General features: G+C 70.8%; 13 protein-coding genes. 8 read left to right on the forward strand and 5 right to left on the reverse strand.

Annotated elements, in window-relative coordinates; genetic code table 11:
• Positions 1 to 89 precede the first annotated feature (89 nt).
• The 5 genes from ACSQ2H_RS18970 (at position 90) to ACSQ2H_RS18990 (ending at position 7,341) form a co-directional block, all read left to right on the forward strand.
• The gene (locus ACSQ2H_RS18970; RefSeq protein WP_436062931.1) at positions 90 to 1,178 is read left to right on the forward strand and encodes an efflux RND transporter periplasmic adaptor subunit; all 1,089 of its coding nucleotides are present in this window, start codon (positions 90 to 92) and stop codon (positions 1,176 to 1,178) included.
• A 4-nt stretch (positions 1,179 to 1,182) separates the two neighbouring features.
• A complete protein-coding gene (locus ACSQ2H_RS18975; RefSeq protein WP_436062932.1) occupies positions 1,183 to 4,275 on the forward strand; it encodes an efflux RND transporter permease subunit in 3,093 nt (1,030 codons plus the stop codon).
• Positions 4,272 to 5,438 carry an MFS transporter gene (locus tag ACSQ2H_RS18980; protein ID WP_436062933.1) on the forward strand — a complete coding sequence of 389 codons (1,167 nt, stop codon included), beginning with the start codon at positions 4,272 to 4,274 and terminating at the stop codon, positions 5,436 to 5,438. Before ACSQ2H_RS18975 ends, ACSQ2H_RS18980 begins: the two co-directional genes overlap by 4 nt.
• Before the next feature lie 65 nt (positions 5,439 to 5,503).
• Positions 5,504 to 6,520 (forward strand): serine hydrolase domain-containing protein, encoded by a 1,017-nt coding sequence (locus ACSQ2H_RS18985; protein WP_436062934.1) that lies wholly within the window; start codon positions 5,504 to 5,506, stop codon positions 6,518 to 6,520.
• Positions 6,517 to 7,341 (forward strand): PIG-L deacetylase family protein, encoded by an 825-nt coding sequence (locus ACSQ2H_RS18990; protein ID WP_436062935.1) that lies wholly within the window; start codon positions 6,517 to 6,519, stop codon positions 7,339 to 7,341. Before ACSQ2H_RS18985 ends, ACSQ2H_RS18990 begins: the two co-directional genes overlap by 4 nt.
• 3 nt (positions 7,342 to 7,344) lie before the next feature.
• Here the strand turns inward: ACSQ2H_RS18990 and ACSQ2H_RS18995 are convergent, their stop codons facing one another.
• Genes ACSQ2H_RS18995 through ACSQ2H_RS19005 form a run of 3 tightly spaced genes read right to left on the reverse strand, consistent with a single transcriptional unit; the run spans position 7,345 to position 10,639 of the window.
• Positions 7,345 to 9,087 (reverse strand): hypothetical protein, encoded by a 1,743-nt coding sequence (locus ACSQ2H_RS18995; protein ID WP_436062936.1) that lies wholly within the window; start codon positions 9,085 to 9,087, stop codon positions 7,345 to 7,347.
• A 60-nt stretch (positions 9,088 to 9,147) separates the two neighbouring features.
• Positions 9,148 to 9,648 carry a lactoylglutathione lyase gene (gloA, locus tag ACSQ2H_RS19000; protein WP_436062937.1) on the reverse strand — a complete coding sequence of 167 codons (501 nt, stop codon included), beginning with the start codon at positions 9,646 to 9,648 and terminating at the stop codon, positions 9,148 to 9,150.
• Position 9,649: 1 nt separating this feature from the next.
• On the reverse strand, positions 9,650 to 10,639 hold the full coding sequence (locus ACSQ2H_RS19005) for a helix-turn-helix transcriptional regulator (protein WP_436062938.1): 990 nt from the start codon (positions 10,637 to 10,639) through the stop codon (positions 9,650 to 9,652).
• Positions 10,640 to 10,723: 84 nt separating this feature from the next.
• Between ACSQ2H_RS19005 and ACSQ2H_RS19010 the strand changes: the two genes are divergently transcribed.
• The gene (locus tag ACSQ2H_RS19010; RefSeq protein ID WP_436062939.1) at positions 10,724 to 11,107 is read left to right on the forward strand and encodes a hypothetical protein; all 384 of its coding nucleotides are present in this window, start codon (positions 10,724 to 10,726) and stop codon (positions 11,105 to 11,107) included.
• Here the strand turns inward: ACSQ2H_RS19010 and ACSQ2H_RS19015 are convergent.
• The gene (locus ACSQ2H_RS19015) at positions 11,104 to 12,039 is read right to left on the reverse strand and encodes an NAD(P)H-dependent flavin oxidoreductase (protein ID WP_436062940.1); all 936 of its coding nucleotides are present in this window, start codon (positions 12,037 to 12,039) and stop codon (positions 11,104 to 11,106) included. The two genes, ACSQ2H_RS19010 and ACSQ2H_RS19015, sit on opposite strands and share 4 nt — an antisense overlap.
• A gap of 153 nt (positions 12,040 to 12,192) precedes the next feature.
• Here ACSQ2H_RS19015 and ACSQ2H_RS19020 point away from each other — a divergent pair, with 153 nt between their 5' ends.
• Both ACSQ2H_RS19020 and ACSQ2H_RS19025 read left to right on the forward strand, forming a co-directional pair.
• The gene (locus ACSQ2H_RS19020) at positions 12,193 to 12,705 is read left to right on the forward strand and encodes a hypothetical protein (protein WP_436062941.1); all 513 of its coding nucleotides are present in this window, start codon (positions 12,193 to 12,195) and stop codon (positions 12,703 to 12,705) included.
• On the forward strand, positions 12,705 to 13,343 hold the full coding sequence (locus tag ACSQ2H_RS19025) for a VOC family protein (RefSeq protein ID WP_436062942.1): 639 nt from the start codon (positions 12,705 to 12,707) through the stop codon (positions 13,341 to 13,343). The genes ACSQ2H_RS19020 and ACSQ2H_RS19025 overlap by 1 nt, the downstream gene beginning before the upstream one ends.
• Here ACSQ2H_RS19025 and ACSQ2H_RS19030 read toward each other — a convergent pair.
• The gene (locus ACSQ2H_RS19030; RefSeq protein ID WP_436062943.1) at positions 13,328 to 13,585 is read right to left on the reverse strand and encodes a putative hemolysin; all 258 of its coding nucleotides are present in this window, start codon (positions 13,583 to 13,585) and stop codon (positions 13,328 to 13,330) included. The genes ACSQ2H_RS19025 and ACSQ2H_RS19030 overlap by 16 nt on opposite strands.
• Positions 13,586 to 13,638: the final 53 nt, after the last annotated feature.

Below are 13,638 nucleotides of genomic sequence, written 5' to 3' on the forward strand. Positions count from 1 at the left end.
CTGCATGCCTGTCATAAGCCCCTGTCGCTTGACAATCGCACATTATCGATCACTGATCACCTATCACTGATTGATAATTGGAGACACCGGTGCGTATCAGGCGTTTTGTGAGACCACGCCTCGTGCGCGCCGGAGTGGCGGCGGCCGCCAGCCTGGCCGCCGCCACCGCCTGCTCGAAGGCGCCGAAGACCGCCGACGCGCCGCCGCCCGCGGCGGTCGAGGCGGTCGCCGTGCGCAGCCCCTCGGACGGGGCGACCCTCACCGCCACCGGCCCGCTGGAGCGGCGCCGGGAAATGACGCTGTCATTCCGCATCGGCGGGGTGATCACCGCCCTGAACGTCGACGACGGCGACGTGGTCCGGGCCGGCCAGGTGCTGGCCAGCCTCGATCCCGCCGGCGTCGCAGCCGCCCAGACCCAGGCCGACGTCGAGGTCGAACGCGCCCGCCGCGACCTGGCCCGCGACCAGGCGCTGTTCGACAAGGGCTTCATCTCGGTCCAGCGGCTGGACGACCGCAAGAGCGCGCTGCGCGCCGCCCAGGCCCGCGCCGGGTCGGCGGCCTTCGACCGCCGCTGGGCCCAGTTGGTTTCGCCAGCCGGCGGCGTGGTGCTGCAGCGCACGGCCCAGGCTGGCGAGGTCGTCCAACCGGGACAGGCGGTGCTGCGCATCGCCGACGAATCCAGTCCGCTCACCCTGCGCGCGCCCCTGGCCGATCGCGACGTGATCCGCGTCCGTGTCGGCCAGAGCGCCAGCGTCCGCATCGACGGTCTCCCCGCCGTCGTGCCCGGTCGTGTCAGCCGGGTGGGTGAGCGGGCCGGGCCGCAGACCGGCGCCGTCGACGTCGAGATCGAGCTGCTGGGCGCCCATCCGCTGCGTTCGGGCCAGATCGCCACCGCCGACATCACCGTCGGCGCGGCGCCGACCACGCCGATGGCGCGCGTCCCGGCCGAGGCGATCCTGGAGGCCGACGGCCAGCGCGCCTTCGTCTTCGTGGTCGACAAGGACGTCGCCCGTCGCCGGCCGGTCAGCTTCGGCGGCTTCGACGGCGACGACGCCCTCGTCTCCGGCCTGCCGGCCGGGGCGCGGGTGATCACCGCCGGCGCCGGCTTCATCGACGACGGCGAGAAGGTGCAGGTCGTCGATCCCAAACAGCTGAACCTGGTCTCGGCGGGGAAGTAGGCCGATGAGGTTCGACGTCGCCGCCTTCGCGGTCCGTAACTGGCAGTTCACGCTGGTCGCCTTCGCCCTGCTGGCCATGCTGGGGCTCAACGCCCTGATGACCACGCCGCGGTCCGAGGACCCGCACTTCCCGATCCCCGTGGTGATCGTCCGCGCCGTGCTGCCAGGCGCCGAGCCGGCCGAGATGGAGCAGCTGGTCGCCGACCCGATCGAGGACGCCCTCGACGGCCTTGACGACGTCAACAAGATCGCCTCGACCAGCCTCGACGGCGCGGCCATCGTCAGCGTCGAGTTCGACTGGAGCGTCAACACCGAGCGCAAGTACGACGAGGTCGTGCGCGAGGTGAACGCCCTGCGCCCGAACCTGCCGCCCGGCCTGGCCCAGCTCGAAGTGCGCCGCGCGCGCACCACCGAGGTCGCCATCGTCCAGGTCGCGCTGGTCAGCGAGCATCTGCCGATGCGGCGGCTGGAGAAGCTGGCCGATACCCTGCGCGAGCGGCTGGACCGCACCCCCGGCGTACGCGAGGCGCGCTACTGGGGCGCGCCGCCGTCCGAGGTGCGGGTGGCGATCGACCTGCCGAAGCTGGCGGCGATGCAGTTGCCGCCGACGGCGGTCGCCGACGCCCTGCGCGCAGCCGGCGCCGAGACGCCGGTCGGGGCCGCCCACGCCGGCGAGCGGCGCTTCAACGTCAAGGCCGGCGGCGCCTTCCGCGACCTCCAGGCCGTCGCCGACACTCCGGTGCGGGCGATCGACGGCCAGGTCGTGCGGGTCAAAGACGTCGCCCAGGTGAGCTGGGCCCAGCAGGAAGCCGACCACCTGACGCGCTTCAACGGCCAGCGCGCGGTGTTCGTGACCGTCGCCCAGAAGGACGGCGCCGACGTCGCCAAGGTCACCAAGGGCGTCGAACAGACCCTGGACGCCTTCGAGAAGACCCTGCCGGCCGGCGTGAAGCTGGAGCGGGGGTTCGTGCAGGCCGACAATGTCGCCCACCGGCTGTCGCGGCTGTTCCGCGACTTCGGCCTGGCGCTGGCCCTGGTGATGGTGACGCTGCTGCCGCTCGGCCTGCGGGCCGGCGGGGTGGTGATGCTCTCGATCCCGCTGTCGCTGTTGATCGGGCTGTCGGTGCTGCAGGCGCTGGGCTTCACGGTCAATCAGCTGGCCATCGCCGGCTTCGTGCTGTCGCTGGGCCTGCTGGTCGACGACAGCATCGTGGTCACCGAGAACATCGCCCGCCATCTGCGCGAGGGCGCCAGCCGGCTCGATGCGGCGATCAACGGGACGCGGCAGATCACCCTGGCGGTGATCGGCTGCACGGCGACGCTGATGTTCGCCTTCCTGCCGCTGCTGGCCCTGCCAGGCGGGTCGGGCGCCTATATCCGCTCGCTGCCGGTGACGGTGCTGGCGACGGTCGGCGCCTCGCTGGTGGTGGCGCTGACCATCATCCCGTTCCTCGCCAGCCGCATGCTGTCGCGCCACGAGGAGCCCGAGGGCAACGCCATCCTGCGGGCGGTAAACGGCGCCATCCACCGCTTCTACACCCCGGTGCTGCACCGCGCCCTGGCCCGCCCGTGGGTCGCCATCGCGATCATCGGCGCGATCTGCGCCACCACCGTGCCGCTGCTCGGCGCCATCGGCTCCAGCCTGTTCCCGCCTGCCGAGACTCCGCAGTTCCTGGTGCGGGTCGAGACCGCCGACGGCTCGTCGATGGCCAAGACCGACCAGGCGCTGCGTCATGTCGAGGCGCGGCTGAAGGCGACGCCGCAGATCGCCTGGACCGCCGCCAATCTCGGCCGCGGCAACCCGCAGATCTTCTACAACCAGCAGCAACGCCAGACCCAGGCCAGCTACGGCGAGGTGTTCGCCAGCCTGAAGGCCTGGGAGCCCGGCAAGAGCGAGCAGGTGCTCGACGCCTTGCGCGCCGACTTCGCCCGCTATCCCGGCGCGCGGATCAGCATCGTCACCTTCGAGAACGGCCCGCCGATCGAAGCGCCCGTCGCCATCCGCATCACCGGGGAGAACCTCGACGTCCTGAAGGCGCTGGCCGCCCGCGCCGAGCAGATCATGAAGACGACGCCCGGGACCCGCGACGTCGAAAACCCGCTGCGGCTCGATCGCACCGACATCGACCTTGGCCTCGACGAAGCCAAGGCCGCGGCGCTGGGCATGCCGGCCGGCGCAGCGCGGCGCACGGCGCGGCTGGCGCTGTCGGGCGAGGACGCGGCCCGCTACCGCGATCCGGACGGCGACGACTATCCGGTGCGCGTGCGCCTGCCGATGGGCGAGCGCAACGAGCTCTCGGCCCTGTCGCAGATCCACGTGCCAACGGCCGGCGGCCAGGCCGCGCCGCTGGCGGCCGTGGCCCAGCCCACCTTCCGCTCCAGCCCGGCGCTGATCACCCGTTACGACCGCGAGCGCACCGTCACGGTCACCTCGCAGGTCCGCACCGGGGCGCTGACGTCGAACGTCACCGCCGACGTCGAGGCGCGGCTGGCCAAGGAGCTGCCGATGCCGGCCGGCTACAGCCTGTCGCTCGGCGGCCAGGCCGAGGCCCAGTCCGAGAGCTTCGCCGGCCTCGGCGCGGCGATCCTGGTCGCGGTGTTCGGCATCCTCGCCATCCTGGTGCTGGAGTTCGGCAAGTTCCGCACGGCGCTGGTGGTGGCGGGCGTGATCCCGCTTGGCCTGTTCGGCGCGGTGGCGGCGCTGTGGCTGACCGGCCACTCGCTGTCGTTCACCGCCACCATCGGGCTGATCGCGCTCATCGGCATCGAGATCAAGAACTCGATCCTGCTGGTCGACTTCACCGAGCAGCTGCGCAAGGGCGGCATGGGCCTGCGCGAGGCGATCGAAAAGGCCGGCGAGGTCCGCTTCCTGCCGGTGCTGCTGACCTCGGTGACCGCGATCGGCGGCCTGCTGCCGCTCGCGCTCGAAGGCTCGGGCCTCTACTCGCCGCTGGCCATCGCCATCATCGGCGGGCTGATCACCTCGACCTTCCTCAGCCGGGTCGCGACGCCGGTGACCTATCTGCTTCTCTCACGCGGCGACGAGAAGAACTCGGTCGACGTGAGCGAGATCGGCGCTGAAGCTCGGGCGGCATGAACCCACGTGTCTTCGTTCTGGCGCTTTCGACGTTCTCGTTCGGATCCAGCGCCTTCATCTTCGCCGGCCTGCTCGAGAGCATGGCCGCCGACCTGGGCGTTTCGACCGGGGCGGCGGGCCAACTTCAGACAGCCTATGTGCTGACCTCGGCCTTGGCCGGGCCGCCGCTGGCGATGCTGCTGGGCCAGCGGGAACGCAAGGGCGTGCTGCTGAGCGCGCTCGGTCTGGCCGTGGCGCTGAGCCTGGTCTGCATGGTCGCGGCCAACTTCACCCAACTGCTGGTGTTGCGCGCCTCGCTGGGCGCCATTGCTGCGCTGGCGGGACCGGCCGCCTCGACCATGGCCGCCAGCCTGGTTCCGCCCGAGCGGCGCGGATCGGCCATGGCCACAGTGATGGGTGGGATGACTATCGCATTCTTGCTGGGCATCCCGCTGGGCAGCGTCGTGGGCGCGGCGTTTGGTTGGCGCGCGACCTTTGCGCTGTCGGCGCTGCTCTCGCTGATCTCATTCGTCGCGGTGGCGCTGGCGACACCTAGGGTCGAAGCCCCCGCGCCGATCAAGGGCGGCAAGCTGGCCATCCCCACGGCGCTGCCGCTGTGGGCGGCGACCTTCCTGGCCTTCGGCGCCAACATGACCGTCTCGACCTACATCGCCCCGATCATCCGTCTGCAGACGGGGATCACCGGCGCGGGGGTCGGGGCGTTCCAGATCGTCATCGGCGTCGGCAGTTTCGTCGGCCTGTGGTTGGGCGGGCGCAGCGCCGACCGCGGCAAGGGCGGCCTGGCGGTGGGCCTGGCGTTCCTCGCCCTGGCGCTGGGCGCTGGCCTGCACGAGCTGGAGCTGCTGGGCGGCGCCCCGCAAGGACCGGCCACCTACGCGGTCGTCTGCAGCGCCATCCTGATCGCCGCCACGGCGCTGTTCGCCATCATGCCGGTCGTGCAGACCCGCCTGGTGGAGGCGCTGCCGACCGCCGCCCCGATGGCCCTGGCGCTGAACGGCTCGGCCGCCTCGATGGGCCAGGCCTTGGGCGGCGCGGTTGGCGGCGCGATGCTGACCGGCTTCGGCGGCCCGGCCCTGACCTCGGCGTCGATGGCGTTGGCGGTGAGCGGGGCCGTGTTCTGGGCGCTGACCGCGGGCCGGGTGAAGCGCCTGGCGACCGCCTAGCCGATTGCGGCTCTTCGGCGAACGGTGTTGGTAATGGCCTGTTCGTTCTTGGATGAGTGACACGCATGGCTCTCGCCCCCCTTCCCGCCCAGCCTGCCGACGTTCCGTGGCCGACCGAGGCCTGGCCTGAGGGCGCTCTGCCCGCCGACCTGAGGCGGGATCGGTTCGACGCACTGCTGGCCCAGGCCTTCGAGGGCGACAGCGTCGGCGAAACCCACGCCCTGGCCATCGTCCAGGGCGGCAAGCTGGTCTTCGAGCGCTACGGCGAAGGCCATGGTCCGGACGCGACCTATCCCTCCTGGTCCAAGGCCAAGAGCATCACCCAGGCGCTGGTCGGGATGCTGGTCCTGGACGGAAAACTGGACGTCCACGCCCCGGCCAAGGTTCCGGAGTGGAGCGCCGACGGCGACCCGCGCGGCGTGATCACGCTCGATCAGCTTCTGCGCATGTCGAGCGGGCTGAAGTTCGTCGAGGACTACGTGCCGGGCAGCGTCTCGGACGTGATCGAGATGCTGTTCCAGTCCGGCAAGGGCGACGTTGCGCACTATGCAGCCGGCCTTCCGCTGGAGCACGCGCCGGACACTTTCTGGTCCTATGCCAGCGGCACGAGCAACATCGTCGCACGCGCCGCCGGCGACGCGTGCGGCGACCTGAAGGCGTTCATGCAGCAACGCCTGTTCGGCCCGCTGGGCATGAAGACGCCGATCCCCAAGTTCGACGCGGCGGGCACCTTCATCGGCTCGTCGTTCTGCTACGCCAGCGCCCGCGACTTCGCGCGCTTCGGCCTGCTCTATCTGCGCGACGGCGTCTGGGACGGCCGCCGGCTGCTGCCGGAAGGCTGGGTCGACTACGCCCGCACCCCGACCGACCAGCAGCCGGGCGCCAGCGAACTCGGCTATGGGGCGCACTGGTGGCTGGGCATCGCCGGCGACGGTTCGTTCTCGGCCAACGGCTATGACGGCCAGTTCACGGTGCTGGTCCCCGAGCTTGACCTGATCCTGGTGCGCCACGGGGCGACCCCGCTCGACAAGAAGGACGCGCTGGCCGCTTGGGTCGGCCAGGCGGTGGCCTGCTTCCGGTGATCTGGCTGCTGCCGGCTTTGGCGGCGGCGAAGGGCGGAGCGACCTTCTGGCTCGCCCGCAAGCAACTTAACGACGACGGCGTGTCGGTGGCCCGCGACCTGTTTGCGGACGGCGCGCCACGGCGGGTGATGGCGATCTGGGCCCATCCCGACGACGAGATCACCTGCGCCGGCGCCCTGGCCGGGATGGCCCGCGACGGCGCGGAACTGATCCTGGTCTACCTGACGGCCGGCGAGGCGGCCAAGGACACCGGTTACACGCGCGAGGAGTTGACCCGCGTGCGGCGCGCCGAGGCGCAGGCGGCGGGCGAGCACCTCGGCGCGGCCGGCGTCGAGGTGTTGGACTTCCCCGACGGCGGCCTGACCATCAGCGACCCCGCGGTCGCGCGGGCCGCCATCGCGGGCTTGATCGAGCGCTTCGCGCCCAGCCTGGTGATCAGCTTCGACGAGAAGGTCGGGTTCTATGGCCACCCCGATCACATCCAGACCGGCCGTTGGGTGCGCGAGGTCATCGAGGCCGGCGCGCCGTCGGTGCGGCGGCTCTATCAGGCGACCCTGCCGAGGCCGATGGTCGCCCTGGCGCTCAAGCTCGTGAGCGCATTCCGCGACAACTATCCCAAGGCGCCCGAGGACGGGCTGCCGGCCCCGACCGTGGCGGTGAACATCGTCGCGTACGGACGGCGCAAGCGGCGGCTGCTCGACATCCACGCCTCGCAGGCCAAGGTCATCGCCGACGTCCAGCCCTATGCCGACCGCGTGCCGCACTGGCTGTACTACCGGCTGTTCGACCGCGAGTACTTCGCCTTGGCGATCGACCGCTGAGGATCAGGCGTCCGGATCGCCCGCCAGCACCACGTCGCGATACTTGAGCGCCGCCGCCGCCGGCATCCCCGACCAGCCCTGCAGCAGCGAGCCGCGGCCCCAGGGTGGGGCGAAATACTCGACCGCGCCCATCCAGCCCTGCTCCAAGCAGGTCTCCCACCAGCGCAGCATTGGATAGCGCCAGCCCGGCAGGCCGCGGCGCAGGCGCTCCTCGGCGTACATGCCCGACAGCCAGGGCCAGTCCGAGCCGTTGTGGTAGCGGTAGGCGAAGGCCGATTTCGAGCGGGTGTCGGCCTTGTGCTTGTAGGGCGGGAAGCAGCACATGACCCCCCAGTCGCCATAGGTCTGGGTCGCGTTGTGCCGGCTCTCCAGACGGGCGCGCACGGCGTCCAGCACTTGCAGCGCCCTTTCCGGCGGAACGGCGTCGTGGCGCAGCAGAGTCAGGCTGTCGAGCGTGAGGTGATCCTCCAGGGTCGGCTCGACGTCCTCCAGGCCCGGGGGGGCGTGATAGTCGGCGTACCAGCCGGCCTCGCCCCACAGCGCCGCATCGACCGAGAGGCGGGTTTGCTCGGCCAGCGTTCGCGCCTGCTCCGACAGCTCGGGATCGATCCGCTTTCCCAGCCGCGCGATCACGTCGAGTGTCCCGACCCAGAGGCCGAGATCGTAGGCGACGAAGCCGCCGCGGTAGACGTTGTCGGCCCAGTCGCGGTCATGCCGCGGCTTCACCGGCAGCCCCTGCTCGCTGAATCCGCGGTAGCGCTCGAAGATCGCCTTGATCAGCGGCCAGTGGCGCTCGGCCGGACCGTCGTCGTCGCAGGTCCGCTCGTAGTCGCCGATCGCGAGCACAAAGAACAAAGGCGAGTCGAAGTGATCGCTCCACCAGTCGTTCGAGCGCGTGTGGATCCAGTCCAGGCCAAACACCGTGGTGCGCAGCTCTTCCCAGGCCTTGGCCTGTTCGGGGCCCGAGACGATCACCCCGCTGGGCGCTTCGCCGTCCGGCTGCACGCCGGACGCCAGCATCTCGATCTGCTCGTGGACCATGGCCGGAGCCGCCTTCAGCAGCAGTTGCAGGGTCCAGTAGCCGTCGCGGTAGTAGGTGCGGGCCGGCGCCGAATAGTGCAGCCCCGCGGCCAGGCCGTCGAAACGGCCGCGCTCGTCGCGCCGGATGCTGGAGAGCGCCGCATGCGTCCCCTGCATGACCATGCTGCGCAGCATGGGGTCGGCCTCGCGCAGCTGGTCGCAGTGGTCGGCATAGGCCCGGGCCTCGGCGACGATGGTGTCGACCGAGAAGTGCAGCGCGCGCTCGGCCTCGGCGATGTCGGTGCCCGCAGCAATGACCAGGTCTTCGCCGCGCTGTTCGATCAGCACGTTGGCCCAAGGCAGGTCGACGCGGCGGCGGGTCTTCTCGCGGCGCACGCCGGCCTTCGGGTGATGGATGCGGTCCCAGGACGCGCAGCGCCGCGCCGGCGTGAAACCGCGATAGGTCACGCCGCGGATCACCATCACCGGCGCTTCCTGGGCGACGAAGATCCCGCCGCCCGGCGCAGTCAGCAGGTTGGGGCCGTGCACATAGGGACCGGCCAGCGGCGTGAACCGGATCCGGCCGAGATCGCCTTCGCCCCATAGCGCCAGGTCGCCGAAGCCCTGGGCCGACAGCTCGCCCTGCAGGCGCGGGGCCATGACGGGCAGCAGCACCGGCGTCGTGCTTTCGACCAAGCCGTCGGCGCGAGGGGTCAGGATCGGCATCGGCGGCTCTCGCGGCTGGCCATGGTGCAGGCCCTTGGGAAAGAACGCGGAAGCGCGCAGTTAGCTCGCGCGCACCGCGGTGATCAGGCCCTTGAGGTTCGCCCCGGAGAAGATTTCGATCCAGTAGCCGTCCGGGTCCTTGATGAAGGCGATGCCCTTCATGGCGCCGTCGTTGGGACGTTTGACGAACTCGACGCCCAGTTCCTCGAAACGGGCGCAGGCTGCGTCGACATCGGGCACCGAGACGCCGATGTGGCCAAAGCCGCGCGGCTCGCTGTTGCCGTTGTGATAGGCGAAGTCGGCGTCGCCCTCGGTGCCCCAGTTGTGGGTGAACTCCAGCAGCGCGGGCTGTTCGAACACCCACTTCACGCGCTCGGCCGGATCACTGGGAATCTCGCCGCCCGGATAGCCCATGAAGTAGAGCGAGAACTTGCCGGCCTCGAAGTCGTAGCGGCCGACCAGGGTCATGCCGAGGACGTCGCGGTAGAACGGCACGGTCTTGGCCGGGTCCTTCACCCGCAGCATGGTCTGGTTCAGCACGAAGCCGTCGGTGGCGCTCATCTCAGCTGTCCTTCATGGCGTGAGCCCGGGCCGCCGCGGCCAGCTCTTCGCGCATGACGCTCCTTAGCCGCTGCGGGGCGATGATTTCCACCTTGTCGCCCCAGGTGAACAGGTGCCAGGCCAGTTCGCGCATGCCGCCGGCGGTGAAGCGCACGATCACCGAGCCGCCGTCCTGCGGCTCGATCGCCTGGGTCGGGTGGAAGCGCCAGCCCATCGCCTCCTCGGCGCCGTGCGGCAGGATCCGCAGCACCACCTCCTCGACCTCGTCCTGGTAGATGCCGAAGCTGCGGTTCATGAACGCCTGCAGCGAGAAACCCGCCGGGCGTGAACCGGTGATGTCAGAGACCTCGATGTCGCGGATGCGGTCGAGGCGCCAGGTGCGCGGCTCCGGCGAATCCCCCTCGCCGCCGACCAGATAGTTGGAGCGGCCGAACAGCAGGCCGAAGGGAGTGATCTCGCGCACCCGGCCCGGCGAGGAGCCGCCCTCGTAGCGAAGCCGCAGGCGGCGCAGCGAGATGATCGCCTCGCGCACGGCGCCCAGCACCTCCTCGTCTTCGAACGGACGCGGACCGGCGTGGATCGCCATGGTCTCAGCCTCGAGCAGCGCTTCGAGGTCGGGGGCGAGCTTGCGGCGGGCGCCGGCGCGGATCGCCGACAGCACCTTCTGCTCCAGCGACAACAAGGCGCCGGCCCGGGCTCGCGCGCCGGCGGCCTTGAACTGCTCTGCGGCGGCGCGCAGCGCGGCGAACTCGTCGGCGTTGGGAGCCTGGAAGATGCCGTCCAGGCCGGCCGGGATGCGAAACCGGCGGGTGGGCGGGTCCTCGACCTCTTCCATCTGCGGAAACGCTTCGCGGACCGCGTCGCGCATTCGCTCGGCCGTGCGGCGCCCGACATCGAGGCGCTCGGCCATCTCGTCGAGGGTCAGGCCCTCGGCGGACGACGCCAGCATCCGGGCCAGTTCGAGCAGGCGGGCGGCCTTCTCATGACGCATGAGAACTTTTCCAGAACAACACTACGTCCGCTTCTGACGCATCGGCACTTTAACAAGAACCTGCCGAGAGGAAAGGACTTCCCGATGCCCAGCGCCGCCCGAGTGACCCCGTTCCGCCGCTCCTATGCCGACCCGATGTTCCTGTTCGCCGCCCGCCGCCCCATGGCGCCGGCGAGCGCGCAGATGATCGACGAGGTCATTACCCACGCCGACGTGGCGGTGCGGATGTCCGGCCAGCGCCTGAAGCTGCGCCTGTCGGCCGACATGATCGAGCAGCTGCAGGCCCAGGGCAAGCTGGGTGAAGACGCCTGGCGACTGGCCGACCTGACGGTGATCTGGGACGAGGCCGAGGGTCAGGTCCACACTGTCCGCGACGACGCGCGCCTGCGCGACGCCGCCGACAGCTGGGCCGACTGGGACGCGCTGTTCGACGAGGAGAGCTTTCGCCCGGTGAGCGCAGCCGCCTAGCCCCAGCGCCGGCCCATCGTCTTCACGGTCTCCTCGAATTCGGCGACCGTCTCGGCGAGAACCTGGGCCACCGGCTTGACCGCGTCGATGCGGCCGGCGACCTGGCCGGTCAGCGGGATCGACTTTTCGAGGTCGCCGCCGAAATACATCTCCTTGGCGTGCGCGAACTCGGCCATCACGCCCTCGCCGCCCTCGCGCTCGTAGGTTCCAGTCTTCTCGGTGCGCAGCGCCCGCAGCGCCGGCCCCGGACCGAAGCGATTGAGGAACACGGTGTCGGTCTCCTTGGCGCCGACGATCGCGTCCTTCCAGTTCTGGTGCACCGGGCTCTCGGCGGCCGAGACCATGCGGGTGCCCATCTGCACGCCCTCGGCCCCCAGCGCGAAGGCCGCGGCCATCGAGCGGCCGTCGGTGATCCCGCCGGCGGCGATCACCGGCACGTTCACCTTCGAGCAGACCAGCGGCAGCAGGACCATGGTCGAGACGTCGCGCGCGTTCTTGAACCCGCCGCCCTCGCCGCCCTCGACCACCAGCCCGTCGACGCCGGCCTCGATCGCCTTCAGCGCCGCCCCCAGCGAGGGCACCACATGGAAGACCGTCAGCCCCGCCTCCTTCAGCGCCGAGCAGTACTTGTTGGGATCTCCGGCCGAAGTGGTGACGAATTTCACGCCCTGGTCGACCACGAAGGAGACGATGTCAGGGTCGCGGACGAAGGCCTGGGCGATGTTCACCCCGAACGGCTTGTCGGTGAGGTCACGCATCCTGCGGACTTCCTCGCGCACGGCGTCGAGCTCGCCGGACGAGGTCTCGATGATCCCGAGGCCGCCGGCGTTGGACACCGCCGAGGCGAGCTGGCTGCGGGCGATCCAGCCCATTGGCGCCTGGACGATGGGGTACTCGATCCCGAGCATCTCAGTGATCCGCGTCTTGATCATGATGGCCTCCCAAACGCTTGTTTGAACCATTGGGCGGCCGGCGGCCTGCGACGTCAAGCGTCCGGCCGCGGCGAAATCACCAGGGTCGAAAAATGATTGTTGCGAGTCATTATCAGTAGCAATACGCTCGTGGGAGCCCAAGGAGCCCACCCCATGCCTCAGCACGCTCACCGGCCGGACGACCACGCCCGCCTCTGCGACCTGTCCCACGGCGAGCACATGTTGCTATGGGCGTTCCGCGCCGCGGCCTTCGGGGCCGGCGACTGCCACCTGGTGCGCCGGCAGTTCGAGGAGAGTTGCGGCCCGCTGGGGATCGAAGCGCTCACCGCCCTGACCGTGTTCGTCCGTGAGCTCGGCCTCTGCGGGCGACGTAAAATCACCCTGGCCGCGCCCGGCTCCTATCGCCTGACCCGCGACGAGCAATCGGTGCTGGCCCTGTTCGCCGCCGCCCAGGCCGAGGACTACGCCCGGCTTGACGCGCACCTGGCCTGGCTGCTGGCCGACGCGCCCCGCGCGCCCTTCCCGGCCGCCGCCTGCCTGGTGGCCCAGGCGCTGTCGATGAGCGGCTACGTGCTGCGGCTGCCGACCATCGAGGCGGCCCGTCCGCCCGAGACGCTCGGCGGCGCCGAAGACAACGTGCTCGCCTTCCGCCGGCGCGCGTCCTGATGGCGCGCATCGACCACCTGGTGTGGGCTGCGCCGGACCTCGACGGCGCGATCAGCGACCTGCAGGCGCGCACCGGGGCCAAGGCGAGCCCCGGCGGCGCCCATCCCGGCGCCGGCACCCGCAACGCCGTGATCGGCCTCGGCGCCGGCAGCTATCTGGAGATCCTGGCCCCCGACCCGGCCCAGGCGACGCAGCCGGGCGCCGCGTCGCAGCTGGCGAGCTTGGCCGCCCCGACCCTGCACACCTTCGCCGTCGCCACCGACCGGCTCGACCGCGTCGCGGTGAAGCTGGAACAGGCCGGCCTGCCGCACGCCGGCATCATCCCGATGTCGCGACGGCTGCCGACCGGGCGGCTGGTCCGCTGGCGGCTGCTGATCCCGGCCGGCCACGCCTATGGCCCGCTGGCGCCGTTCTTCATCGACTGGGGCGACAGCCCGCACCCTTCGGAGGAAGCCGACCAGGGCTGCCGCCTGACCGGCCTCACCTTGCGCCATCCGGAAGCCTGGAGCCTCGGCCCGCTGCTGGAGCGGCTGGAGGTCGACGCGAAGGTCGAGGCCGGCCCGGCCGAGATCAGCGCCGAACTCGACACGCCGCGCGGCAAGGTGCGCCTGTCGTCGCGCGATCACGTCGCCGGCTGACAGACCTTGTCGCGATAGAGCGCCCATTCTTCGCAGACCTTGCCGTCCGGCAGCCGGCACATGCCGTACTGGCCGCCAGGCCCCTCGCGGATCTCGCTGACGCCGCCCAAGGCTCCGCAGTGGACGGACGCCGGATTGGCCATGCCCACGGCTCGGGCCGGCGGCGGCTCGGCCAGCTTCGGCGCGCACGCGCCGAGCGCCATCAGGACCAATATCGCACCGCGCCTCAGCGTGTTCCGCATGGCTGCGCCTCCTTCGCCGCCGCCAGCCTAGATCGCCCGCAATCAGAACGCGA

It is taken from the genome of Phenylobacterium sp. LjRoot97 (genome assembly GCF_964254345.1).
Classification (GTDB): Bacteria; Pseudomonadota; Alphaproteobacteria; order Caulobacterales; family Caulobacteraceae; genus Phenylobacterium.

Bases quoted from the DNA above. Each gene is read 5' to 3' on its own strand.
- ACSQ2H_RS19015 (WP_436062940.1), bottom strand. From the start codon at position 12,039: ATGATCAAGACGCGGATCACTGAGATGCTCGGGATCGAGTACCCCATC.
- ACSQ2H_RS19005 (WP_436062938.1), bottom strand. From the start codon at position 10,639: ATGCGTCATGAGAAGGCCGCCCGCCTGCTCGAACTGGCCCGGATGCTG.
- ACSQ2H_RS18985 (WP_436062934.1), top strand. From the start codon at position 5,504: ATGGCTCTCGCCCCCCTTCCCGCCCAGCCTGCCGACGTTCCGTGGCCG.
- ACSQ2H_RS19020 (WP_436062941.1), top strand. From the start codon at position 12,193: ATGCCTCAGCACGCTCACCGGCCGGACGACCACGCCCGCCTCTGCGAC.
- gloA (WP_436062937.1), bottom strand. From the start codon at position 9,648: ATGAGCGCCACCGACGGCTTCGTGCTGAACCAGACCATGCTGCGGGTG.
- ACSQ2H_RS18975 (WP_436062932.1), top strand. From the start codon at position 1,183: ATGAGGTTCGACGTCGCCGCCTTCGCGGTCCGTAACTGGCAGTTCACG.
- ACSQ2H_RS19030 (WP_436062943.1), bottom strand. From the start codon at position 13,585: ATGCGGAACACGCTGAGGCGCGGTGCGATATTGGTCCTGATGGCGCTC.
- ACSQ2H_RS19025 (WP_436062942.1), top strand. From the start codon at position 12,705: ATGGCGCGCATCGACCACCTGGTGTGGGCTGCGCCGGACCTCGACGGC.
- ACSQ2H_RS18995 (WP_436062936.1), bottom strand. From the start codon at position 9,087: ATGCCGATCCTGACCCCTCGCGCCGACGGCTTGGTCGAAAGCACGACG.
- ACSQ2H_RS19010 (WP_436062939.1), top strand. From the start codon at position 10,724: ATGCCCAGCGCCGCCCGAGTGACCCCGTTCCGCCGCTCCTATGCCGAC.
- ACSQ2H_RS18980 (WP_436062933.1), top strand. From the start codon at position 4,272: ATGAACCCACGTGTCTTCGTTCTGGCGCTTTCGACGTTCTCGTTCGGA.